At 71.4% G+C, this 23375-nt stretch carries 19 protein-coding genes; 4 read left to right on the top strand and 15 right to left on the bottom strand.

All coding sequences use genetic code 11. From position 1 onward, the window contains the following. Nucleotides 1-13 precede the first annotated feature (13 nt). The 14 genes from FVE25_RS43150 to pgsA all read right to left on the bottom strand — a co-directional run bounded on the left by FVE25_RS43150 (nucleotide 14) and on the right by pgsA (nucleotide 15418). Nucleotides 14-808, bottom strand: coding sequence for an endonuclease/exonuclease/phosphatase family protein (locus tag FVE25_RS43150; RefSeq protein ID WP_157253304.1), 795 nt, complete (start codon nucleotides 806-808; stop codon nucleotides 14-16). Nucleotides 809-919: 111 nt separating this feature from the next. Then, the gene (locus FVE25_RS43145) at nucleotides 920-1336 is read right to left on the bottom strand and encodes a MarR family winged helix-turn-helix transcriptional regulator (protein WP_157253303.1); all 417 of its coding nucleotides are present in this window, start codon (nucleotides 1334-1336) and stop codon (nucleotides 920-922) included. Nucleotides 1337-1418: 82 nt separating this feature from the next. Further along, a complete protein-coding gene (locus FVE25_RS43140; protein ID WP_246268326.1) occupies nucleotides 1419-3068 on the bottom strand; it encodes an alkaline phosphatase D family protein in 1650 nt (549 codons plus the stop codon). 185 nt (nucleotides 3069-3253) lie between these two features. Then, the gene (locus FVE25_RS43135; protein ID WP_157253301.1) at nucleotides 3254-4864 is read right to left on the bottom strand and encodes an ABC transporter permease; all 1611 of its coding nucleotides are present in this window, start codon (nucleotides 4862-4864) and stop codon (nucleotides 3254-3256) included. Further along, nucleotides 4861-5766, bottom strand: a complete 906-nt coding sequence (locus FVE25_RS43130) for an ABC transporter ATP-binding protein (protein WP_157253300.1) — start codon at nucleotides 5764-5766, stop codon at nucleotides 4861-4863. The genes FVE25_RS43135 and FVE25_RS43130 overlap by 4 nt, the downstream gene beginning before the upstream one ends. Beyond that, nucleotides 5759-6388: a TetR/AcrR family transcriptional regulator gene (locus FVE25_RS56585; protein ID WP_157253299.1), complete on the bottom strand. Its 630-nt coding sequence runs from the start codon at nucleotides 6386-6388 to the stop codon at nucleotides 5759-5761. Before FVE25_RS56585 ends, FVE25_RS43130 begins: the two co-directional genes overlap by 8 nt. 72 nt (nucleotides 6389-6460) lie before the next feature. Further along, complete coding sequence (locus FVE25_RS43120; protein ID WP_157253298.1) at nucleotides 6461-8215, bottom strand: PP2C family protein-serine/threonine phosphatase; 1755 nt, start codon at nucleotides 8213-8215, stop codon at nucleotides 6461-6463. A gap of 56 nt (nucleotides 8216-8271) precedes the next feature. Next, nucleotides 8272-10059 (bottom strand): flavin-containing monooxygenase, encoded by a 1788-nt coding sequence (locus FVE25_RS43115; protein ID WP_157253297.1) that lies wholly within the window; start codon nucleotides 10057-10059, stop codon nucleotides 8272-8274. A 92-nt stretch (nucleotides 10060-10151) separates the two neighbouring features. Beyond that, nucleotides 10152-11057: a pyridoxal 5'-phosphate synthase lyase subunit PdxS gene (pdxS, locus tag FVE25_RS43110; protein ID WP_181019899.1), complete on the bottom strand. Its 906-nt coding sequence runs from the start codon at nucleotides 11055-11057 to the stop codon at nucleotides 10152-10154. 140 nt (nucleotides 11058-11197) lie between these two features. Further along, nucleotides 11198-12211, bottom strand: a complete 1014-nt coding sequence (locus tag FVE25_RS43105) for a DUF3048 domain-containing protein (RefSeq protein ID WP_246268324.1) — start codon at nucleotides 12209-12211, stop codon at nucleotides 11198-11200. A gap of 63 nt (nucleotides 12212-12274) precedes the next feature. Next, nucleotides 12275-12817: a LemA family protein gene (locus FVE25_RS43100; RefSeq protein ID WP_157253295.1), complete on the bottom strand. Its 543-nt coding sequence runs from the start codon at nucleotides 12815-12817 to the stop codon at nucleotides 12275-12277. Then, nucleotides 12814-13920 carry a glycosyltransferase family 4 protein gene (locus tag FVE25_RS43095; protein WP_157253294.1) on the bottom strand — a complete coding sequence of 369 codons (1107 nt, stop codon included), beginning with the start codon at nucleotides 13918-13920 and terminating at the stop codon, nucleotides 12814-12816. Before FVE25_RS43095 ends, FVE25_RS43100 begins: the two co-directional genes overlap by 4 nt. After that, nucleotides 13917-14825, bottom strand: coding sequence for a phosphatidylinositol mannoside acyltransferase (locus tag FVE25_RS43090; RefSeq protein WP_181019897.1), 909 nt, complete (start codon nucleotides 14823-14825; stop codon nucleotides 13917-13919). The genes FVE25_RS43095 and FVE25_RS43090 overlap by 4 nt, the downstream gene beginning before the upstream one ends. Next, nucleotides 14822-15418, bottom strand: a complete 597-nt coding sequence (pgsA, locus tag FVE25_RS43085; RefSeq protein ID WP_181019896.1) for a phosphatidylinositol phosphate synthase — start codon at nucleotides 15416-15418, stop codon at nucleotides 14822-14824. Before pgsA ends, FVE25_RS43090 begins: the two co-directional genes overlap by 4 nt. A 166-nt stretch (nucleotides 15419-15584) precedes the next feature. Between pgsA and FVE25_RS43080 the strand changes: the two genes are divergently transcribed. The 3 genes from FVE25_RS43080 to FVE25_RS43070 all read left to right on the top strand — a co-directional run bounded on the left by FVE25_RS43080 (nucleotide 15585) and on the right by FVE25_RS43070 (nucleotide 21593). Then, entirely contained in the window at nucleotides 15585-17723 is a 2139-nt protein-coding gene (locus tag FVE25_RS43080; protein WP_157253292.1) for an elongation factor G-like protein EF-G2, read from the top strand. Between the two features lie 127 nt (nucleotides 17724-17850). Further along, nucleotides 17851-19413, top strand: a complete 1563-nt coding sequence (locus tag FVE25_RS43075; protein WP_157253291.1) for a glycoside hydrolase family 10-like protein — start codon at nucleotides 17851-17853, stop codon at nucleotides 19411-19413. 80 nt (nucleotides 19414-19493) lie between these two features. Next, on the top strand, nucleotides 19494-21593 hold the full coding sequence (locus FVE25_RS43070) for a hypothetical protein (RefSeq protein WP_181019895.1): 2100 nt from the start codon (nucleotides 19494-19496) through the stop codon (nucleotides 21591-21593). On the opposite strand, the gene FVE25_RS43065 is transcribed toward FVE25_RS43070, so the two are convergent. Next, nucleotides 21561-22481: a LysR family transcriptional regulator gene (locus FVE25_RS43065; protein WP_157253290.1), complete on the bottom strand. Its 921-nt coding sequence runs from the start codon at nucleotides 22479-22481 to the stop codon at nucleotides 21561-21563. The genes FVE25_RS43070 and FVE25_RS43065 overlap by 33 nt on opposite strands. Before the next feature lie 218 nt (nucleotides 22482-22699). Between FVE25_RS43065 and FVE25_RS43060 the strand changes: the two genes are divergently transcribed. Beyond that, the gene (locus FVE25_RS43060; RefSeq protein WP_157253289.1) at nucleotides 22700-23371 is read left to right on the top strand and encodes an SDR family oxidoreductase; all 672 of its coding nucleotides are present in this window, start codon (nucleotides 22700-22702) and stop codon (nucleotides 23369-23371) included. Nucleotides 23372-23375: the final 4 nt, after the last annotated feature.

The following is a 23375-nucleotide window of genomic DNA, read 5'->3' as shown; positions in this document are numbered from 1 at the left end:
GGCGTTCGTCTTCCTACAGGGCGGCCCTCATGTGCAGCGGCTGGTGGTCGGAGACCCGGGTGCGGGCGTCCAGACGGCAGCTCAGGACGCGGCCGGTGAACAGGTAGTCGAGTTTCTTGGCCCGCATCGTGGGCCGCCGCCGCGGGTCGCACTCCTGGAAGCGGCCGTAGACGGGCGCGAGCGCGCGGGCGCCGGGCCGCAGGTTGAGGTCGCCGCCGAACACGTGCGTGTAGCCGGGCTTGGTGAGCGCGAACAGCCGGCGCACCTGCTTGCTCCGGTACGGCGCGCCGGGCTGACGGTCGTCGTAGGGCAGCCCGACCGACAGGTGGCTGGTGCACGCGCGCACCCGTTTGCCCGGCAGCTCGGCGCACACGGCGGCCCGTCTCACCGACCAGGGCGGGTAGGCCATGGGGTGCACCTCGAAGGTGGCCGGTCCGGCGGCCGCGACGGTGATGCTCTGGGTGCCGCGCGGGCGGCCCAGCAGGTCGGGGTGGCAGGAGTGCGGCCTGCCGTCGCGGTAGGTGAGCCCCCACGAGCGGACGGTCCAGTCGCGGCCGGTGCCGCGCTCCAGCCAGCCTTCCAGGGCGGCGTCGGCGCCGGTGCAGAACTCCTGCAGGAACAGCACGTCGGTGCCGCGCCCCGCCTGGGCGCCGATGGCGCGGGCGAGCTCGGGGGCGGTGGCCCGGTAGAGGGAGCAGGCGGAGTTGGTGCCGGCGCAGACGTTCCACGTCATGACCGAGATCTCGGGGCGGGACACGGCGATCGGGCTCACGGCGAGCCCTGCCGCCAGCACGGCGTGTCCGATCATGCCCGCTATGCAACCACGGCGTCCCCGAGGATGCGGCCGATGTCCACGCGCCGCGGGGAAGCCGGGCGGGACCGGCGGGACGTGGCCCTTCCTCCCCGCCGTGCGGCTCCTTCAGCCGAGCTTGGCCAGGACGGGCAGCGCGGCCTTGAGGGCGGCGCGTTCGGCGGGGGTCAGCGCGGCGAGTTCGCGGGCGAGGCGGCCGATCCTGGCGGTGCGTACGGCCAGCAGCCGCCGGCGGCCCTCGCCGGTGAGCTCGACGGTCCTGACCCGGGCGTCGGCCGGGTCGCTGCCGCGGGCGACGAGGCCGGCGTCCTCCAGGCGGTTGATCTGGACCGTCATGGTGGGCAGTTGGACGGCGTGCTCCTCGGCCAGTTCGCTCATCCGGCGCGGGCCGGATTCCAGGGAGCCCAGGACGGCGTACTGCTGGCTGGTGACCGGCTGCCCGGCGACCGTGCGGCGCAGGAGCAGGACCAGGTGGCGCAGTGCCGCGGAGACCTGCTCGGCCAGTTCGGCTGACTCGTCCCTCATGCTTAGCCAGACTAACTTAGTCTGGCTAAGCATCCAACCACGCATGGGGCGGCGGCCGCGCGGGGACGCCGCCCTCCGCGCCTTACGGCCGCTCGGTCTCCAGGCGGACCGTGTCCTCGATCGTGATCTCGCCGGCCGCCCTGGCCGCCGGGTCGACCGGGCGCAGGTAGGTCTGCTTCACGCCGGGCACCCGGTCTTCGACGACGAAGGTGGCCTTGGTGTGCACCCCGGAACCGGGCGCCTGAACCTGCGGCACCACCTTGAAGTCGGCGGTCATGAGCTCGCGCTCGATCTTGGTGAGCACGTAGCCGCGCTGGTTGTTGTAGAACTTCAGATGCGGGTTGATCTTCAGGAACGGGTGCGTCTTCGGGTCGGAGTCGCTGCCGTCGCCGCCGGTGCTGATGGAGGTGGCCACCAGCTCGGAGCCGACGGTCGGGCCCGTCGGGTCGTCGTAGTCGAGCTTGAGGTCGCTGGCCCAGTGGGCGTGCACGTCGCCGGTCAGCACGACCGGGTTGCGCACCCCGGCGTCCATCCAGCCCTGGGTGATGCGGCGGCGGGAGGCGACATAGCCGTCCCAGGCGTCCTGCGAGGTCACCTTCTGCGGGCCGGCGTTGTTGTCACGCTGGGCGAAGAAGACCTGCTGGCCCAGGATGTCCCACTGGGCGCGCGACTGGCGGAAGCCGTCCAGCAGCCACGCCTCCTGCTCGGCCCCGGTGATCGAGCGCGCCGGGTCCACGGAGGCCGGGCAGTCGCGGTAGCCGTCGCCGCAGCCCTGGTCGTCGCGGTACTGGCGGGTGTCGAGCATGTGGAAGGTCGCCATCCTGCCCCACCGCACGCGCCGGTAGAGCTGCATGTCGATGCCGCGCGGGATCGAGGTACGGCGCAGCGGCATGTTCTCGTAGTAGGCGCGGAAGGCGGCCTTGCGGCGCCGGCGGAAGTTCGGCTGCGGGATCTCGGGTTTCTCCGGGATCTCGTCGGCCCAGTTGTTGTCCAGCTCGTGGTCGTCCCACACCACCAGCCACGGCGCGGCGGCGTGGGCGGCCTGCAGGTCGGGGTCGGCCTTGTACTGGGCGTGGCGCTGGCGGTAGTTGGCCAGCGTCTCGGTCTCGGGGCCGTCGTGGTGGCGGACGTTGCCGCCGGGGATGACGTAGGTGTTCTTGGTGTATTCGTACTGGTAGTCGCCCAGGTGCAGGATGAGGTCCGGGTGCTCCTCGGCCAGGCGGCGGTAGCTGGTGAAGTAGCCGTGCTCGAACTGGGCGCAGGAGACGAAGGCCATCGACAGGGCGCTGCCGTACTGGAAGGGGAAGGGCGCGGTGAGGGCGCGGCCGATCGGCGAGACGTGGCGGCCGGTCTTGAAGCGGTACCAGTACTCGCGGCCGGGCAGCAGGCCGGAGATCTCGGCGTGGACGCTGTGGCCCCATTCGGGGACGGCGCGCACGACGCCGGTGCGCACCACGTGGCGGGCGCGCTCGTCGGCGTAGATCTGGTACTGGACGGTGTAGGGACGCGGGGGGACGCCGCCCATGCCGTCCTCGGCGACGGGGTTGAGGGCGAGCCTGGTCCAGATGACGAAGCCGCTGTGGTCGGGGTCGCCGCTGGCGACGCCGAGGGTGAAGGGGTTGGCGGGCAGGTCCCGGCCGTGGGTGGCGGCCTGGGCGGTGGCGGGGATTCCGGCTGCCGCTCCCGCGGCGAGCCCGGTGACGAGGAAGTGGCGCCGGTTGAGGTTGCGCACGGGGGAGGCTCCCTGTCGATCTTGGGAATCAGGGTCGCCCGTAGCCTCACTCAGGCCCATGACTTACGGGTGAACGCCACCTAACACGAAAAAGGCGACACCCAGCGGGATGTCGCCTTTTTCGGCATACCTTGCGTGATGTTGTACGGATATGCGCTAAAGCGCCGCGCGGAGTGCGCCAGGCGTCAGCCGGCCGGGATGTCGCGCCCGCGCAGCCCGGCGGCGCCCGCGGCGATCAACGCCAGCGCCAGCGCGCTCATCACCGCCAGTGGCGCCGCGCTCACCTGCTCGATCGCCGGCTTGGGGACGTGGTTGAAGATCGACAGCGCCTCCACCCACTCCCCCAGCCGCAGCTCCGCGCCGAGCCAGCCGAGGAACAGGCTCAGAAGCAGGACGGCGAAGGCCCCCACCGCGAGCCTGGGCAGGAACGCGAACAGCGCGAACGCCAGCCCGGCGAAGACCCAGACAGCGGGCACCTGGACCAGCGCCGCCTCCAGCATTACCGGCACCCGGCCCGCCACGTCGCCGGTGTTCACCCCGTGCGCCAGGCCCAGGGCGGCGCCGAAGACGGCCAGCCCGAGCGCGGGCCCGAGCAGGGCGAACAGGAAGTGGCTCCAGGCCCAGCGCAGCCGCCCCACCGGCGTGGCCAGCACGGGCTCGGCCCGGCCGCCGCTCTCCTCGGCGCGCAGCCACAGCGCCGCCTGGATCGCGTAGGCGGCCGCGACGACGGCGAACATGGTCATCATGCCGTCGAGGTACTGCTGCAGCAGGCTCCCCTGCAGCCCCAGCCCGGCCATCAGCTCACGGGCCCCGGGGCCGCTGTTGTCGAGCAGGTGGGTGATGCTCTCGGCGACGGCGCCCAGGCCGTAGCCGACGACCGCGAAGCCCGCCGTACGGCTGAGCAGCGCGCCCCGGTGCAGCCGCCAGGCCAGCGCCAGCGGCGTGCGCAGGGCCGGGGCCGCCGCCGCCCGCCCGGGACGCGCGTGGATCAGACCGGAGCCCAGGTCACGCCGCCCGGCCAGCACGAACGCCGCCGCGGCGAGGAGCGCGCTCACCAGCAGCCCGGGTACGGCCGCGCCATACAGGTCACCGGCGAAGGGACGCAGCCGCGCGCCCCAGCCGATGGGCGACAGCCAGGTCAGCCACTCCAGCGAGCCGCCGGACTGCCGGCTGACCGCGCCGAAACCGCGGGCCAGGAAGGCGGTGCCCAGCACGGCGAAGCCGATGCCCCGCGCGGCGCCCGCGCCGGCGGTGAGCTGGGCGCAGATCGCGCCGATCGCGGTGAAGGCGCAGCCGGTGAGCAGCAGGCCGAGCGCGTGGGCGAACGACCCGGAGGCGGCCAGGCCCGAGCCCATCAGCGCCAGCGCCGACAGCAGCGCGGCCAGGACGTTGGCCAGCAGCACCGCCAGCAGCGCCGCGGCCAGCCCGGCGTGCCGGCCCACGGCGGTGGCGCCGATCAGTTCCACGCGACCGGCCTCCTCCTCGGTCCTGGTGTGCCGGATGACCAGCAGGATGCTGACCAGGGCGACGATGACCGGGATGAAGCCGGCCCGCCAGGTCACCAGCTCGCCCAGGCCGGAGCCGGTCACCGGGCCGTAGGCGATGATGAAGGCGGTGTTGTGCACGCTGGTGTCGACGTAGTCCTGGCGGGCGGCGGCCGTGGGCGCGGCGGCGTTGAACGCCGAGACGAAGCCCATGGGGATCACGGCGGTGAACACCGCCCAGAACGGCACCAGCACGCGGTCGCGGCGCACGGCCAGGCGCAGCAGCATGCCCGTCCCGGTCAGGGCGCTCATCGCGAGGCTCCCGCGGGAGCGGTGTCGTAGTGGCGCAGGAACAGCTCCTCCAGCGTCGGCGGGCGGCTGACCAGCCCGCGGACCCCGGCCGCCGCGAGATGGCGCAGCACGTCGTCCAGCGCCGCGCTGTCGACGTCGAAGCGCACCCGGCTGCCCTCGGCGCGCAGGTCGTGCACCCCCGGCAGCGCGGCCAGGCCGTCCGCGGGGCCGGTCAGCTCGGCCTCGATCGCGGTGCGGCTGAGGTGGCGCAGGCCGGCGAGGCTGCCGGCCTCGACCGTGCGGCCGCCGCGGATGATGGTCACGCGCTCGCACAGGACCTCGACCTCGGCCAGGATGTGGCTCGACAGCAGCACGGTGCGCCCGCCTCTGCGCTGCTCCTCGCGCACCACCTCGCGGAAGACCTCCTCCATGAGCGGGTCGAGCCCGGAGGTGGGCTCGTCCAGCACGAGCAGCTCGGCACCGGAGGCGAGCGCGGCGATCAGGGCGACCTTCTGCCGGTTGCCCTTGGAGTAGGCCCGGCCCTTGGTGCGCGGGTGGAGGGCGAAGCGCTCGATGAGTTCCTTCTTGCGCGCCTGGTCGAGGCCGCCGCGCAGCCGTCCGAGCAGGTCGATCACCTCGCCGCCGGACAGGCCGGGCCACAGCGTCACGTCGCCGGGCACGTAGGCCAGGCGGCGGTGCAGCTCGGCGGCCTCGCTCCAGGGGTCGCCGCCGAGCAGCCGGACGTGGCCGGCGTCGGCGCGCATGAGCCCCAGCAGGATGCGGATCGTGGTGCTCTTGCCCGCGCCGTTGGGGCCGAGGAAGCCGTGGACCTCGCCGGCGCGCACGGACAGCTCCAGGCCGTCCAGCGCCCGGACGGGGCCGAAGTCCTTGACCAGACCGGTCACCGAGATGGCGTCAGTCATCGTTGTCTTCCTTCGTGTCGAGGCGCGCCTGCAGCGCGGCGGCCTCCTCTGGGCTCAGCCAGGGGTGGGAGTAGATGTCGAGCAGCACCCGGGCGAGCAGGTCGTCCCCGGCCGGGCTGAAGACCTCCACGCCCAGGCCGCGGGAGACGTGCTCGCGCAGGACGGAGACGGCCAGCGCCATGGCGGTGCCGACCGTGGCCCGCGCCTTGACCGGCACCGCCGGCGGGTCGGGCCGCTTCTTGTCGGCCTCGGCCAGCCATTGGGCGCTCAGCTCGGCCATGGCGTCGAACACCTCGGCCGCCGCCCCCTCGGCCAGCGCGCGGGCCAGGTAGGGCTGGTAGGGGCCGAAGGCCGTGCGGGCGACGGCCACGTAGTTGCGCCCGGCGTCGCGGCGGACCTCGTCGTTCAGCCGGCGGATGCCCTTGACGAGGAAGTCGTCGCAGGCTTCGCGCAGCCCCTGTTTGGAGCCGAAGTGGTGGCGCACCAGGCCGGAGGAGACGCCCGCGGCATCGGCGATGCCGCGGATGGTGGCCCGCTCGAAGCCGTGCTCGCCGAACTGGCGCATCGCCGCGTCCCTGATGCGGGCGCGGGCGGTGAGGTCTTCCGGATCGGGGGTGCTCATGAGGTGCTGTCCTATCCACAGGTGTAGCCGACTATACGCGCGTGTATGTGACTACACAAGCGTGTAGTTAGTCTAGAGGACGCGCAGCGCCAGCATGCAGACGTCGTCGTGGGTGTTGCGGCCGATCCGGTTCAGGACGCAGGAGATGGCCTCCTGCGGGTCGTCGGCCGGGCAGGCGCCGGCCGCCTGCAGCAGCCTTTTCAGCCCGGCGTCGAGGTCGTGGCCACGCCGTTCGACGACGCCGTCGGTGTAGAGGAAGAGCAGGTCGCCGGCGCGCAGCCGGGTGGCGGTCAGCTCGTAGGCGGCCGACTCCAGCGCGCCCAGCAACAGGCCCGGCGGCGGCTCAAGCAGCCCGGCCACGCCGTCGCGCACCAGCAGCGGCGGCGGGTGACCGGCGCTGGTCCAGGTCAGCACGCGGCTGTCGGGCTCGTAGTGGCCGATCACGGCGGTGCCGGTCACCGAGACGGCCTCGGTGTCGTGGTAGATCAGGTCGTTCAGCCAGGTGGCGAGCTGGGCGGCGTCGGCCCCGGTGTAGGCCAGGCCCGCCAGGCCGAAGCGCAGCTGCGCCATCAGGCCCACCGCGGCCAGGCCGTGGCCCATGGCGTCCCCGATGGCCACCAGGACCCGGCCGTCGGGCATCGGCCGGGCCTTGAACCAGTCGCCGCCCAGCCGGCGCACGTCCTCGGCGGGCAGGTAGCGCACGCCGAGACGGAGGCCGGGCAGGTCGAGGGCCTCGCGGCGGCCGGGAAGAATGGCGTCCTGGAGCCGGTGGGCGATCCGCTGCTCCTCCTCGGCCCGCCGGCGCTGCCGGGCCGCCTGGTCGTGGGCCTCCGACAGGGCGCGTTCGCGCCGGCGGCTGCTGGTGACGTCCTGGACCATCATCCTGATGACGACCGGGGTGCCCTCCTCGTCGAGGACGGGCTCGCCGACCGTGCGCACCTGCCGCACGCCGTACCGCCGCCTGATCCTGAACTCGGCGTCGGCCGGCACGCCGTGGTCGAGCAGGGTGGCCATGAGCTCGTCGAGGAGGGGCACGTCGGCGGCGAGGACGGCCGCGGGCAGCTCCTCCAGGGGCAGGGGGCCGTCGGCGGGGTCGCGGCCGAAGATCTGGTACATCTGGCCGCTCCAGTAGGTCGTCCCGGTGGCCAGCGTCCATTCGGCCCAGCCGAGCTCGGCCTCGCGCAGGGCGCGTTCCCACCGGGTGACCAGGCGTTCGTCCTCGCCGAGCACGCGCCAGCTGGCCAGGACGCCCTCGTGCAGCGCGACCGCGCGCACGCTCAGCGCGGCCGGCCACAGCAACCGGTCGCGCACCTCGACGTACTCCAGCTGCGCCAGCCACAGCGGGGGCCCGCCCTCGTGGACGCGGATGTAGGCCGCCAGCAGGCCCGACCTGATCACGCCCGGGTTGACCTGGGTCAGGCGCTCGCCGGTGAGCTCGGCCGGGCCGCGGCCGGTGACGTCGCGGGCGTGCTCGTTGCAGGCGGCCACCACGAAGTCGACGACCCGCTCCCCGGCGCCCGAGACCGGCACGAGGTAGGCGGCCGAGACGTGCACGGCCTCCAGCACGGACCGGACCCATCCCGGCGCCTCGGGCACGGGTGCGGGCCGCGGCACGGGCTCGACCGCCGCGGCCACGTCGAGCAGCTCGACGCCGGTGGCGGCGGCCCGCTCGGCGAGGTGGCGGGCCGCCGCGCCGGGGCTGAGATCATGGCGTACGGCGGTGCGGGCGACGGCCTCGCCGAGGATGGCCTCGCGGCGCATGTGCCGGCGCAGTCTGTCCAGCCGGTCGCGGATCCGTGCGGCGATCTCACCGCTTGCCGCAGTCACACCGGAGGACCTGCCCGGCCGGCGGCAAACCAGCGGGCAGCGGGGTAAATATCGCGTTATTTAGTGAAGTCGAGGCCGGCGAAGCCGCCGGCCGTACGCCAGTGATCCAGGTAGGCGAAGTAGGCCGACGCCCCGTACGGATAGCCCACGTTCAGCCAGCCCCTCGGTCCCAGGTCCTGGCCCTCGTTGTTGTAGTAGCCCGGCGTGCAGTCGGGCCCGCCCAGCGGTGAGCCGGGCCCCGACAGCAGCAGCTCCATCCAGGCGTCCTCGGCCTGTTCGCCCACCTCCACCCGGGTGAACCCGCCCTCCAGCGCCCGCCGTACGATCATCGCGATCGTCTGCCCGGACTCGGTCAGGTTGTGCGGGATGTTCGACAGCAGGTTCGCCCCCTGGCCGGGCTGGACGATGAAGGCGTTCGGGAACCCGTGCACGTGCGTGCCGTGCAGGGTCCGCATCCCGCCGGCCCAGTACTCCGACAACCGGACCCCGCCGCGCCCGCGCACCTCGAAGCCCGCCCGCCGGGTGAAGCCCGTGCCCACCTCGAACCCGGAGGCGTAGATGACGCAGTCCACCGGGTACTCCCGCCCGGCGGCCACCACGCCCGTCTCGGTGACGCGCTCGACGCCCTTGCCGCCGGTGTCGACCAGCCGGACCCCGGGCAGGTTGAAGGACTGCAGATACTCGTCGTGGAAGCACGGCCGCTTGCACAGCTGGCGATACCACGCCTTCAGGCTGCCCGCCGTCTCGGCGTCGGCCACGATCGCGTCCACGCGGGCCCGGATCTCCGCCATCTTCTCGAAGTCGGAGTCCTCGTAGACCTCGAGCATCCTGGCCGGTGTGCGCTCGTCCTCCGGCAGTACGGCGATGCGGGCGCGCACCCTGCGGGCGATGTCGGTCCATCCGTCCATCACCAGATCGTCCACGTCCGCGCCGCCGGTCTGGACGGCGGTGAAGTTCTCCAGCCAGCGCCGCTGCCAGCCGGGGGTGGCGATGGCGGCGAACCACTCGGGGTCGGTCGGCCGGTTGCCCCGCGCGTCCACCGAGGACGGCGTGCGCTGGAAGACGTACAGCCGCGCGCACGCGCGCGCCAGGCGGGGCACGCACTGCACGGCCGTCGCCCCGGTGCCGATGATCGCCACCCGCCTGCCCGCCAGCCGGTCCATGGGCGCGCCTGAGGGGTCTCCGCCGGTGTAGGCGTAGTCCCATCTGCTGGTGTGGAAGGCGTGCCCGCGGAACAGGTCGATGCCGGGGATGCCGGGCAGCTTGGGCACGTGCAGCGGCCCGACGCCCATGGCGGCGAAGCGCGCGGTGAAGCGGTCACCCCTGTCGGTGCGGACGATCCAGACATTCTGCTCGTCGTCCCAGCTCAGGTCGGTGACGGTGGTGTGCAGGAGGGCGTTGTCGTAGAGCCCGTAGTGCTGGGCGATGTTGCGGCAGTGCTCGAGGATCTCCGGCGCGTGGGCGTACTTCTCGCTCGGCATGTGGCCGAGTTCCTCCAGCAGCGGCATGTAGACGAAGGAGGCGGTGTCGCACTGGGCTCCGGGGTACCGGTTCCAGTACCACGTGCCGCCGACGTCACCGCCCTTCTCCACGATCCGCACGTCGGAGATCCCGGCTTCCTTGAGCCGCGCGCCGGTCAGCAACCCGGCGAAGCCGCCGCCGACGAAGACCACGGTGACGTGGTCGCTCTTCGGTTCCCTGGGCGTCACGGGGGTGTAGGGATCGCCGGCGTAGGAGGCGAAGCGGCCGGTCAGGGGCACGTACTGGTCGTTGCCGTCGGGGCGCAGGCGCTTGTCGCGCTCCTGGCGGTACTTGACGCGGAGGGCGTGCTTGTCGACGGTCATGATTCAGAATGACATTCTGGAATCATGTTCTGCAATGGACGGCCCGGGCACGCGAAAGGGCGCGGGAGGCTCCCCGCGCCCTGATGCGTGACCTACCAGCCGCGCTCGGCCAGGCGGTGCGGCTGGGGCAGCTCGTCGACGTTGATGCCGACCATGGCCTCGCCCAGGCCGCGCGAGACCTTGGCCACCACGTCCGGGTCGTCGAAGAACGTCGTCGCCTTGACGATGGCCGCGGCGCGCTTGGCCGGGTCGCCGGACTTGAAGATGCCCGAACCCACGAAGACGCCCTCGGCACCGAGCTGCATCATCATCGCCGCGTCGGCCGGGGTGGCGATGCCGCCGGCGGTGAACAGCACGACGGGCAGCTTGCCGGTCTTGGCCACCTCGGCCACCAGCTCGTACGGCGCCTGCAGCTCCTTGGCCGCCACGTACAGCTCGTCCTCGGGCAGCGTGGTCAGGCGCTTGAGCTCGGCGCGGATCGTGCGCATGTGGGTGACGGCGTTGGAGACGTCGCCGGTGCCCGCCTCGCCCTTGGAGCGGATCATGGCCGCGCCCTCGGTGATGCGGCGCATGGCCTCGCCGAGGTTGGTGGCGCCGCACACGAACGGCACGGTGAAGCGGAACTTGTCGATGTGGTTGGCGTAGTCGGCCGGGGTCAGCACCTCGGACTCGTCGATGTAGTCGACGCCGAGCGACTGCAGGACCTGCGCTTCGACGAAGTGGCCGATGCGGGCCTTGGCCATCACCGGGATGGACACGGCGCTGATGATGCCCTCGATCATGTCGGGGTCGCTCATCCGGGAGACGCCGCCCTGGGCGCGGATGTCGGCGGGCACGCGCTCGAGGGCCATGACGGCGACGGCGCCGGCGTCTTCGGCGATCTTCGCCTGATCGGGGGTGACGACGTCCATGATGACGCCGCCCTTGAGCATCTCGGCCATGCCCCGCTTGACGCGGGCGGTTCCGGTGACGGTGGTTTCAGGCGTGCTGCTGGACACGGTCTTCCTCACGGGCTCTCTCGGCTGGTCCGTCTGGGCGAACGGTAAGTTATCAAGCTCATCGTAGGTCCTGGAGCCCCCCTCCCCCGACATGCCACCTTGTCAGGGTTTGCCAGGACTTTTGTACGGTCGGCCCAAGGTCAGGGCGTGACCGGCTTACGGCTGGCGAGGGCGATCCACACCTGACCGGGGGCGAAGTTCATCGGCTCGCCCTCCGGTGTGGTGAACGTCGTGCCCGCCTCCTCCGATTCCCGCTCCCACTTGGCCTTGTACGCCTTGCCGTCCCGCAGCACGATCGCCGAACCCTTGCCGACGCTGTGCACGAGCGGCGTGTAGCTCTGGTTCTTGTCGTGGAACTGCGAGCGCACCGTCTTGGTGTACTGCACCACCACGGTCGGCGCGCTGAGCTGCCCGCCCTCGGCGGCCATGTCCTTCTTGCCGTCCTGCCAGATCATCCACTGCTTCTTGTCCGGCGACCACGCGAAGGTGAAGCGCGCCGCGGGCCACCTGACCGTGAACGACTTCTTGTCCACCCCGCCCTGGGCGGGCGCCTCGCCGAAGGTGAAGCCGATGTCCTTGGCCTTGGACGCCTTCGGCGCCGCCGACAGCAGCTTCTTGGTGGTGGCGAACAGGTTGTAGGGGGCGAAGCGGCCGGGCTGGCGGAAGTAGGCGCCGCCGTTCCTGGTGTCGCCCACGTCGAACAGCGACGCCTCGGCGATCAGCGGCAGCATCTTGGTCTGCGCGCCGGAGTAGGCGAAGGCGGGCTTGCCGAACTGCTGCGCGATGTGCAGGTCGGAGATGCGGGCGCTGCGCACCGGCCCCACCTTGGCCGGGATCTTCGAGGAGAAGATCGCCATGAGCCGGGTCAGCCCGGCCTCGACCTGCTCGACGTAGACGATGTCGGCGCTCTTCAGGCCCATCTGCGGCTTGCCCGCCGCGGTGTTCTCGATCTTCACGGCGAGGACGGGCTTGCGCTCCTCGTCCGGCAGGCCCGTGAACGGGTGCCCCGGGCCGGCGGGCTCCTCGGTGACCGGAGGGGACGTGGCCGCCTGCGGGACCGCGGGCGGGGCCGGCTTCTCCGACGAGCACGCCGCAACCGGCAGCAGCACCGCCGTCCCAGCCAGCGTGACGGTGATCATCCGCGGTAGCCGCACCTGTCCACTCCTCCGCCTTAACTCCAAAAACGGGAGAAGCTTACCGGCGATGAACAAAATCGGTCATTCGGTTGCCATACTCTTCGGCGGATCATCATCGATCTCGAAAAAACTGGGAAAATCGGTGTGACCCGCCAGGCGCAGCGTCCTGGCCAGCCAGCGCCGCTGCGCCGTACGCGTGACCGCGACCGCGTTGTTGTGGAACCGGCGCGAGTAGACCACCTTGGCCACGGCGGCGTCCAGCTCCTCCATCAGGTCCTGCCCGCCCGGCGCCTCGGCCAGCTTCTCCCGGAAGCGCTCCTGGTCCACCACCGCCCGCAGCGTGCGCGACAGGTCGCTCTCGGCCGGCTCCCGCTCCTCCGGCCCGGCGATCCTGGCCTCCTGCGCCGCGGTGGCCAGCATGAGCGAGGTCGCCGGATCCAGCAGCCGCGAGCCCGCCAGCAGCAACACCACCGAACGCCGCTGCTGCAACGCCGCGTCCAGCGCCTGCCCGGCCAGCTCCAGCCGGATGTGCAGCCGGTCCAGGCGACCGGCCCGCCAGGAGATGTAGACGGCCGTGAGCACCACGGCGATGCCCACGATCAGGATGATCACCGTGGAGGTCACTGCGCGTCCTCCTCCACCCGCCCGGCGCCGCCCGTCGTCACGGTCTCGTACACCCGCACCACATCCCGCGCCACCGTCGACCAGTCGTACTTGCGCACCGCCACCAGCGCCTCGGCGGCCAGCTTGGCCCGCCGCTCCGGCGCCGCCAGCAGCGCCCGCGCCTCCTGCGCCAGCGACTCCGGATCGCCGTTCCTGAACAACGCGCCCGCCTGCCCCTCACCCAGCACCCGCCGGAAGGCCGGGATGTCGCTGGCCAGCACCGTCGCCCCCGAGGCCATCGCCTCGGCCAGCACGATCCCGAAACTCTCCCCCCGCGTGTTGGGCGCGCAGAAGACGTCCACCGAGTGGTAGGCCCGGATCTTGTCCGCCTCGCTCACCATGCCCAGCATCGTCACCCGATCACGCAGCTCCTTCGGCACCTTCACCTCACCCGGACCGGCCACCAGCAGCTTGGCCTCCGGAATCGACTTCAGCGCCTCCAGCAGGATCGGCAGCCCCTTGCGCTCCTCGTCCACCCGGCCCAGAAACCCGATCGTGGCGCCGTCGGGACCCCAACCCTCCAGCGGCTCGGCCTCGGCGTACCGGGCCACCGTCACCCCGTTCGGGATCAGCACGGTGTCCCCGCCGAACTGCTCCACCAGGCTCTTGCGCGCCGCGTCGGAGACCGCGATGCGCCCGTGCAGCTTCTCCAGCGCGCTGCGCAGCAACGGCTCGGCCACCGCGATCGCCCGCGAACGGGTGAAGGAGGCGTGGAAGGTCGCCACGATCGGCCCCTTCGCCGCCCAGCAGGCCAGCACCCCGAGGCTCGGGATCAGCGGCTCGTGGATGTGCAGCACGTCGAAGTCGCCGTCGCGCACCCACCGCCGCACCCGCGCCGCCGAGATGAAGCCGAACGACATCCGCGCCACCGACCCGTTGTACGGCACCGGCATCGCGCGCCCGGCGCCCGTCACGTAAGGGGGCAGCTCGTCGTCGTCGGCGGCCGGCGCGATCACCGACACCTCGTGCCCCTGCGCGATCAGCGCCTGCGCCAGGTCGTCGATGTGCTGCTTGACCCCTCCCGGCATGTCCCATGAGTACGGGCAGACAATGCCGACCTTCATCGTGCCAGATCCTCCAGCCACAACCTCTGCAACATGTGCCAGTCCTGCGGGTGCGCCGAGATGCCCTTCTCGAATACCTCCGCCAGCGCCTGCGCCACCGCCGCCGTCCTCTCCTGCCGCGTGCCCTCCTCCGGCACCGGGATCTCGGGGCCGATGTCGATGCCCCAGTCCTCGCCGTCGAAGTAGACGATCGCCGGCAGCAGCGCGCACCCCGTCTGGACGGCCAGCAGCGGCGGACCGGCCGGCATCTTCGTGGCCGCCCCGAAGAAGCTCACCTCGACCCCGCCCTTGGTCAGATCCCGCTCGGCGGGCAGGCACACGACCCCGCCCCGCCGTACCCGCTGCGCGAGAGTCCCGAAGTTGTGGCCGTCACCGCCCGTGAGCGGCAGCACCTCCATGCCCAGCCCCTCGCGGAAGGCGACATACCGGCGGAACAGCGACTCGGGCTTGAGCCGCTCGGCCACCGTGGTGAACGGATGGCCCACGCCGACCAGCCACGCGCCCGCCTGATCCCAGTTGCCCATGTGCGGCAGCGCGAGCACCACGCCGCGCCCGTTGGCCACGTTGTCGTGGACGTACTCGGCGCCCGTCACGCGGGTGCGCCGCACCACCTCGGCCCGGTCCATCTTGGGCAGGATGAAGATCTCGTGGAAATAGCGGAAGTACGAGCGCATCCCCGCGCGGGTCAGCTCCGCCAGCTCCGGATGGCCGACCGGGAGACCGGTCACCCGGCTGAGGTTCGACTCCAAGCGGCGCACCGACCTGCCGCGCTTGCGCCACACCCGGTCGGCCATGAAGCGGAAGACCGCCGCCACGGGCTTGTGCGGCAGGTACGGCACGAGCGTCCAGCCCGTGGCGAACCCCGCGGCGACCACGCGGTCGGCCAGCGACGGCTTCTCGCTCATGACTCCCCCGTCTGTCGATACACGTGCACCACCCGCTGCACCACGGTGATCAGGCTGGCCACGGCCAGCAGCCACATCCCGGCCTCCAGCACGAACGGCACGAACGAGAAGCAGGCCGCGACCAGCCCCACGACCAGGCGCTCCGGCCGCTCGGCCAGGCCCACGTCGCACTCGACCCCCAGGGACTCCGCCCGTGCCTTGGCATAGGAGACCAGGCCACCGGCGAACACGTTGAACACCGCGACCGCGACCATGACGATCTCGCCCTGAAGCGCGAAGTAGACGGTCAGGCCCGCGAAGATCGCCGCGTCGGCGACCCGGTCGAGCGTGGAGTCCAGGAAGGCGCCCCACGTCGTGCCGCCCCCGCCGCCCAGCCGCGCGACCACGCCGTCCAGCAGGTCGAACAGCACGAACACGGTGATCACCAGGGCACCGGCCGTGAGCATGCCCATCGGGAAGAAGAACAGGGCCGACACCACGGTGCCGAGCGTTCCGATCGCGGTGACGGCGTCAGGGCCGATCCCGCGGCGGACAAGTGCCCTGCCCAGCGGGGTGAGGATCCGGGTCATGGCCGGGCGCAGGAGTTTCAGCATCGCGCTCCGATCGTAGGCCATCACAGCCCGCTGCAGTTTCTTTGCCTCACCCCCCTTGTGATATCCGCCACAGGGGTATTTGGTGAACACACCGCGTCCATGCGGTTTCCGAACCCTTCCGCGCGGGCGCGACGTTGGCACCCACCCCGACGACGCGGGAGGCGATGTGGCAGAGAAGAACCCGGGCGGCCATGCGGGAGCCGCGGGCAGGGCACCCACGGCCGACAGCGCGGATGCGATTCGCAATGTCGTACTGGTCGGCCATTCTGGAGCGGGCAAGACGACCCTGGCCGAGCACCTGCTGGCGGCGACGGGCACGATCCAGCGCATCGGCCGGGTCGAGGACGGCAACACGGTCAGCGACTTCGACGAGGTCGAAGTACGCCAGCAACGCTCGGTGAACCTGGCGCTGGCGCCCCTGGTTCACAACGGCGTCAAAATCAACTTCCTGGACACGCCCGGTTACGCCGACTTCGTCGGGGATCTGCGCGCCGGCCTGCGGGCCGCCGACGCGGCCCTGTTCGTGGTCTCGGCCTCCGAAGGCGTCGACGGCCTGACGCAGATGTTGTGGGAGGAGTGCGCCCAGGTCGGAATGCCCCGGGCGGTGGTCATCACCAAGATCGACCATCAGCGGGCCGACTTCGACGAGGTGCTCGCCACCTGCCAGGACGTCTTCGGCGACGGCGTGGCACCCCTCTACCTGCCCGTCATCACCAACGGGCACGTCAACGGCCTCATCGGGCTGCTGTCGCAGAAGTTCTTCAACTACGCCACGGGCACCCGGGCCGAGAAGGAGCCGGGCCCCGAGTACGAGGCGCAGATCGCCGAGCACCGCGACTCGCTCATCGAGGGCATCATCCAGGAGAGCGAAGACGAGTCGCTCATGGAGCGCTACCTCAGCGGCGAGCCCATCGACACCAAGATCCTCATCGAGGACCTGGAGAAGGCCGTCGCCCGGGGCAGCTTCTTCCCCGTGCTGTGCTCCGGCACCGGCATCGGCGCGATCGAGATCCTGGAGATCATCACCCAGGGCTTCCCCGCTCCGGCCGAGCACCCGATGCCCGAGATCACCACCCTCGACGGCAACCCCGTCAAAGGCATCACCTGCGACCCCGACGGCCCGCTCGTGGCCGAGGTGGTCAAGACGACCTCCGACCCCTACGTGGGCCGCATCAGCCTCGTGCGCGTCTTCTCCGGCACGCTGCGACCGGACATGACCGTGCACGTCTCCGGCCACGGTCTGGCCGACCGCGGGCACGAGGACCACGACGTGGACGAGCGCATCGGCACCCTCACCTCGCCGCTGGGCAAACAGCAGCGCGGCGTGGCCAAGGGCATCGCCGGCGACATCGTCGCGGTCGCCAAGCTCTCACGGGCCGAGACCGGCGACACGCTCTCCGAGGTCGACAACCCCCTGCTCATGACGTCCTGGACGATGCCCGACCCGCTCCTGCCCGTGGCCATCCAGGCCAAGTCCAAGGCCGATGAGGACAAACTCTCCCAAGCACTGGGCCGCCTGGTCGCCGAAGACCCGACGCTGCGGCTGGAGAACAACGCCGAGACCCGGCAACTGGTGTTGTGGTGCATGGGCGAGGCCCACACCGACGTCCTCCTCGACCGCCTGGCCAAGCGCCACGGCGTCGAGGTCGAACGCATAGAGCTCAGGGTGCCGCTGCGCGAGACGTTCGGCGGCCAGTGCAAGGCCATGGGCCGCAACGTCAAGCAGACCGGCGGTCACGGCCAGTACGCCATCTGCCACCTCGAGGTCGAGCCCCTGCCATCCGGCGGGGGTTTCGAATTCGTGGACAAGATCGTGGGCGGCGTGGTGCCCCGGCAGTTCATCCCCTCGGTCGAAAAGGGCGTCCGCGCCCAGATGGAACGCGGCGTCGTCGCCGGCTACCCCATGGTCGACGTGCGCGTCACGCTGTACGACGGCAAGGCCCACTCGGTCGACTCCTCCGACATGGCCTTCCAGATCGCCGGCCAGCTGGCCCTCAAGGAGGCGGCGACCAAGGTCCCGACCCTCCTGCTCGAACCCGTCGACGAGCTCGCCGTCCTGGTGGCCGACGACTACGTCGGCTCCGTCATGTCAGATCTGTCCTCGCGGCGCGGCAGGGTCCTCGGCACCGAGCCCGTGGGCACCGGCCGCACCCTGGTCAAAGCGGAGGTCCCCGAACTCGAGCTGACCCGCTACGCCATCGACCTGCGGTCGATGTCACACGGCACCGGCACGTTCACGCGCACGTTCCTGCGCTACGAACCCCTCCCGTCGCACCTGGCGGGCAAGGTGACCGCCGCCGACTGATCGCCGGTACGGCGGGGCCACGGCCTGACACCTCCTGGCTCCGCCGTACCAAGAATCACACAAACATCACGAATCCATTTCGTTTTTCGGCCAAAGCACCTCAGTGGCGATGTCAGACTGAGGAACCATGCGAACCGGACGTCCTCTGTTTGCCGCCGTCACGATCGCGGTCGTCACCACCGGGGCCGCCTACGCCCTCGGGCCGGCCACCTCGGGCACGACCACGCCGAAGAAGACGACGGGCAAAGCCGCCTCGGCCGCCACCGCCGTCTGCGCGCCCGACGCCCGCTATCCCAAGCGGCAGTTGCGCGGCGTCTGGATCGCCACCGTGCGCAACATCGACTGGCCCTCGCGCACCGGGCTGAGCCAGGACAGGCAGAAGGCCGAGTACGTCAAGATCCTCGACTCGGCGGCCAAGCGGCGGATGAACGCGGTCTTCGTCCAGGTACGGCCGGCCTCCGACGCCCTGTACAAGTCGTCGCTGGAGCCCTGGACGCAGTACCTCACCGGCACCGCGGGCAAGGACCCGGGCTGGGATCCGCTGCCCTTCCTCATCGCCGAGGCCCAGAAGCGCGGGCTGGAGTTCCACGCCTGGTTCAACCCCTACCGGGCCTCCTACGACGCGAACGTGGGCAGGCTCCCGGCCTCCCACCCGGCGCGCGTGCACCCCGACTGGGTGGTCAAGTACGGCGACCGGCTCTACTACAACCCCGGCCTGCCCCAGGTCCGCGAGCACGTGACGAAGGTCATCACGGACGTGGTGAAGCGGTACGACGTCGACGGCGTGCACTTCGACGACTACTTCTACCCGTATCCGGGCGGGGGCGGCACGTTCGACGACAAGGCCGCCTTTACAAAGTATCGTGAGGGCAGGTCCCTGGCCGACTGGCGGCGCGACAACGTCAACAAGCTCATCGCCCAGGTCGACAAGGCGGTGCACAAGACCAGGCCATCGGTGAAGTTCGGCATCAGCCCGTTCGGCATCTGGCGCAACAAGGCGCAGGACCCCACGGGTTCCGCCACTTCCGGCATGTCGGCCTACGACTCGATTTATGCGGATGCGCGGCACTGGATTAAGAACGGCACCGTCGACTATGTGATGCCCCAGCTGTACTGGCCGCGCGGCCTCAAGGTCGCCGACTACAAGGCGCTCGTCCCCTGGTGGGCCAAGGAGGTCAAGGGCACCGGCGTCGACCTCTACATCGGCCAGGCCCTCTACCGCGTCGGCACCAGGGACGACAAGGCGTGGACCAAGCCCGGCGAGCTCTCCGCCCACCTGACGCTCAACCGCAGGTACCCGCAGGTCGACGGCGACGTCTACTTCAGCGCCAAGCAGCTGCTCAGCAACCCGCTCAAGGCCATCGACCGCGTCACCGCCGACCACTACGCCCGGCCCGCCCTGCTGCCCCTCATCAAGGAGCGCGGCGGCCAGGCGCCCGCCCCGCCCGCCGGCGCCAAGACCGCCGGCGCCACCATCACCTGGACTCCTTCGCAGGGCGCACGTTCGTACGCCGTCTACCGGGTACCCGACCAGGGTGAGACCTGTCAGGACGCCGACGCCCGCAACCTCGTGGCCGTCGTCACCGGCCCGTCCTACCCCGCCGCCCAGCCGGGCACCTACGTCGTCACCGCGCTGGACCGGCTGCACAACGAGTCCAAGCCGGTGACCGTGAAGGTGCCCCCGGTCTGACGGAGCCGGGGCCCGTGCGCTCCGGCGATGCGCGAGACTATGTCGTGCACCACACGGGCTCGACCGCGGGAGGACATACGGTGAGGCGAGCGCTGGTCATCGTGACCATGCTGTTGGGCCAGCTGCTGCTGGCGGGGGCGCTCGCCCCGGCGGGGGCGGCCGCGGCGCCCGCGCGGGTGGCGCTGATCGGGGTCTCGGGCCTGCACTGGACCGACATCACCGCCCAGGACACGCCCCACCTGTTCAAGCTTTCACAAAGCAGCGCCCTCGGCTCGATGTCCGTGCGGACCGTGGGCAGCGTGACCTGCCCCTACGACGGCTGGCTGACCGTCTCGGCGGGCATCCGCTCGGCCGCCGGCTACAGCTGCGGCGCGGCGCCGGCCCCCGCGCGGAACGGCGACGGCGCGGTCATCCCCGACTACCGCTACCTCATCGACGTGGCCGGGCAGAAGAACGCCGGCGCCCTCGGCGAGACGCTGAAGCGGGCCGGCACCCCCACGCTGGCGATCGGCGACGGCGCCGCGCTGGCGCTGGCCGACACCACCGGCGCCGTCCCGGCCTACCGCGCCACCCCGCAGCAGGCGAGCGCGGCGGACCTCGAGCGCGCCCGGCTCATCGTCATGGACGTCGACGACCTGGTCCGCCCCTACCTGACCGGCGGCAAGATGGCCCGCGAGCCGGAGCGGCTGAACCCGGCCGACCGCCGGGCGGCCGCGCGCCTGGCCGACGCCAAGGCGGGCGCGCTGCTGGCCGCCCTCCCCGCGGGCACCACGGTCATGGTCTCGGGCGTCTCCGACCACGGCAACGTGCCCCACCTGCGGGTGGCGATGCTCAACGAGCCGGGCGCCCAGGGCCGCGTGCTCGGCGCCGCCTCCACCCGCCGCGCGGACATCTCGATCCTGCCCGACCTGACCACCACGATCCTGGTCAAGCTGGGCGTCGCCGTACCGTCGGCGATCATCGGGCAGGTCTGGGAGACCGGCGCCGAGGGCGCCTCGGCGGAGAAGATGGCCCACGCCGACGAGAGCGCGCAGACGATGCGCTCGGTCAAGGGCGCCTACTTCACGTTCCTGGCGGTGCTGCAGGTCCTGTTCTACGTGCTGGCCTTCGTGCTGCTGCGCCGCCGCAAGGGCCTGTCCTGGGTACGGCTGGCCGCCGTCACCCTGGCCGCGCTGCCGGTCACCTCGTTCCTGGTCAACCTGGTGCCGTGGACGTCGCACGTGGAGTTGTTCGGCGCGATGCTGGGCTTCTGGGCCGCGCTGACCGCGCTGGCGCTGCTGGGGCCGTGGGCCCGCCATCCGCTCGGCCCGCTGGCGGTGGTCGCGGGCGCCACCGCGCTGACGCTCGCCGGCGATCTGCTGACCGGCACGACGCTCCAGCTCAACAGCTTCATGGGCTTCAGCGCCGAGCAGGGCGCCCGCTACTACGGCCTGGGCAACATCCCGTTCGCCCTGCTGGCGACCGGCACGCTGCTGGCCACGACGGTCGTCGCCCATCGGTATCCGGGCAGGATCGGCGCCGCGGTGGTGGCCGTGGCGGGCACGTTCGCGATGGTCCTGGGCGGTTCGGGCCTCGGCAGCGACTTCGGCGGCGTCATCGCCTTCGTGCCCGGCATCGCGGTGACCGCCCTGCTCATCCTGGGCAAGCGCGTCTCGCTGCTGAAGCTGGCGCTGTTCTGCGTGGCCGGCGGGCTGGCGGTGACGGCGTTCGCGGTGGCCAACTACCTGAAGCCGGCCGGCGAGCAGTCGCATCTGGGCCGCTTCGTCGGCCAGGTGCTGAACGGCGAGGCCGTCGAGGTGGTCTGGCGCAAGTTCGAGGCGATGATCAGCACGCTGGTCAACCCGAACCTCGTGCCCATCGTGGCCGCCGCGCTCGGCTTCCTCGTCTACGCCATCCTGCGCCCGGAGAAGGCGTCCTCCGGCGTGGTTCCCGCGGCGTTCGCCTACTCTCCGGCGCTGAAGGCCGGGCTGATCGGCACGCTGGTCAGCGGGGTGGTCGGCATGCTGGTGAACGACTCGGGCGCGGCGATCCTGTCGATGGCGCTGGCCATGGCGATCCCGCTGCTGCTGTCGGCGGGCATCGCGGTGCTGCCGGGGTGGGGCGGGGACGGCCACGAGACGGACGGCGAAGCGGCCGGCATGGCGATGTCAGCCCCGGGGAGCGGGCGCGGCACTCCATAACTGCGCCTTCATCAGCAGGTGCGCCTGGACCGTCGACAGGATCGCGCCCGCGGTGTTCGCCGCCCTGGTCGCCAGGAAGAGCGTGTTGAGCGGGGCGAACTCGGGTTCGTGCATGACCTGGATGTCGCCCCGGTACAACTCGTCGGCGCATAAGTAGGAGGGCAGCACCGAGATCCCGCCGCCCGCCTTGACCGCGGCCAGCACGGCTCTGAGGTCGGGCACGACCACCTGGGCGGTGAAGGCGGGCCGTTCCTCGAAGACGGTCATCCAGTAGCGGCGCACGATCGGCAGGTTCTCGGCGTAGGCGATGACCGGCAGCCCGGCCAGCGCGGCGGCCCCGTGCTGGTCGACGTCGTGCGAGGTGACCTTCTTGGCGTGCTCGGGCGCCCCGACGAGCAGGAACTCCTCGTCCATGAGCGGGGTGGCGACGATGCCCTGCTGCCTGGGGCGGCTGGTGGCGATGACGAGGTCGTGCAGCCCGGCCGTGAGGCCGTCGAGGTTGTCGTCGGTCAGCCCGAAGCTGACCCGCACGCGCAGCCCTTCGCCGATCAGGTCGGCGAGGGCGGGCAGCACCCTGACCGAGATCATCTCCGGTGGCCCGGCGATGGACAACGTCCGCTCGGAGATGCCGGCCGGTTCGCTGCGGCGCGTGATGGCCGACTCCAGCTCGTCGAGCGGCCCGCTGACCTCTCTGGCCAGCTCGTCGGCGGATTCGGTCGGGACCGCCCCCCGTGGCGTCCGCAGAAAAAGCAACTGGCCGACTTCGGATTCCAAATTTCGGATCTGACCGGTAACCGCGGGCTGAGATATGGCGAGCAGGCCAGCGGCTTTCGTGAACGATCCGGTCCTATAGACGGCAAGAAATGATCGCAACAACGACAAATCCATCCCGGCGCCCTTCATTCCCCCTGATTGGCCGGTCCCACAGCAAACCTATCCAACACATCCGATAGGTGTTGCGGCTGCCGTCATATCCGTACGGATGACCAGGGCAAGAATGGACATTGACCCCAATACCGCCCGCGTTTCTGAGAAAGGGAGGTCCGAAAATGGCGCGTGCTGACATAGGCTCGGTGGCCGGTATCCCCGCGGAATCGGAGGATGACATGACGGTCACGTTGATCACCGGCGGTTCGAGCGGCATCGGCCGCGCGACCGCCCGGCTCCTGCTCGGCAAGGGTCACCGGATCGTGGTGACGGGCCGGGACGAGGCCAGGCTCAAGGCGGTCGGGCAGGAACTGGGCGTCACCACGGCACAGGGCGACGCCGCCGACTTCGCGGCGGTCCAGGCGGCCGTGGAGACCGCTCTCGAGACCTACGGCAGGCTGGACAACGTGGTGGCCAACGCCGGCTTCGCCACCCACGACACCCTGGACACCGGCGATCCCGAGCGCTGGCGGGAGATGGTCCTGACCAACGTGCTCGGCCCGACGCTGCTGGTCAAGGCGGCCCTGGCGCCCTTGCGCGCGGCCCGGGGCCGCATCGTGCTCCTGGGCAGCGTGGCCGGGGTGAAGAACACGCCGGGCAACGTCTACTCGGTCACCAAGTGGGCGGTGACGGCGCTGGCGGAGAACACCAGGATGCTGCTGACCGGCGACGGCGTCGGGGTCACCCTGGTGGCGCCCGGGCGGGTGGACACCCCGTTCTGGGACGGCCCGGTGCAGGGGCCCGCGCTCTCGGACGAGGACGTCGCCGCCACGATCGCCTGGGTGCTGGCCCAGCCCCCGGGTGTGGACGTCAACACCGTGCTCGTGCGCCCCATCGGCCAAGCGGTGTGAGGGC

This window comes from Nonomuraea typhae (genome assembly GCF_009760925.1).
GTDB classification, from domain to species: Bacteria; Actinomycetota; Actinomycetes; order Streptosporangiales; family Streptosporangiaceae; genus Nonomuraea; species Nonomuraea typhae.
Note: the sequence above shows the minus strand (reverse complement) of the source record. Positions and strands in the feature narration are given on the sequence as shown.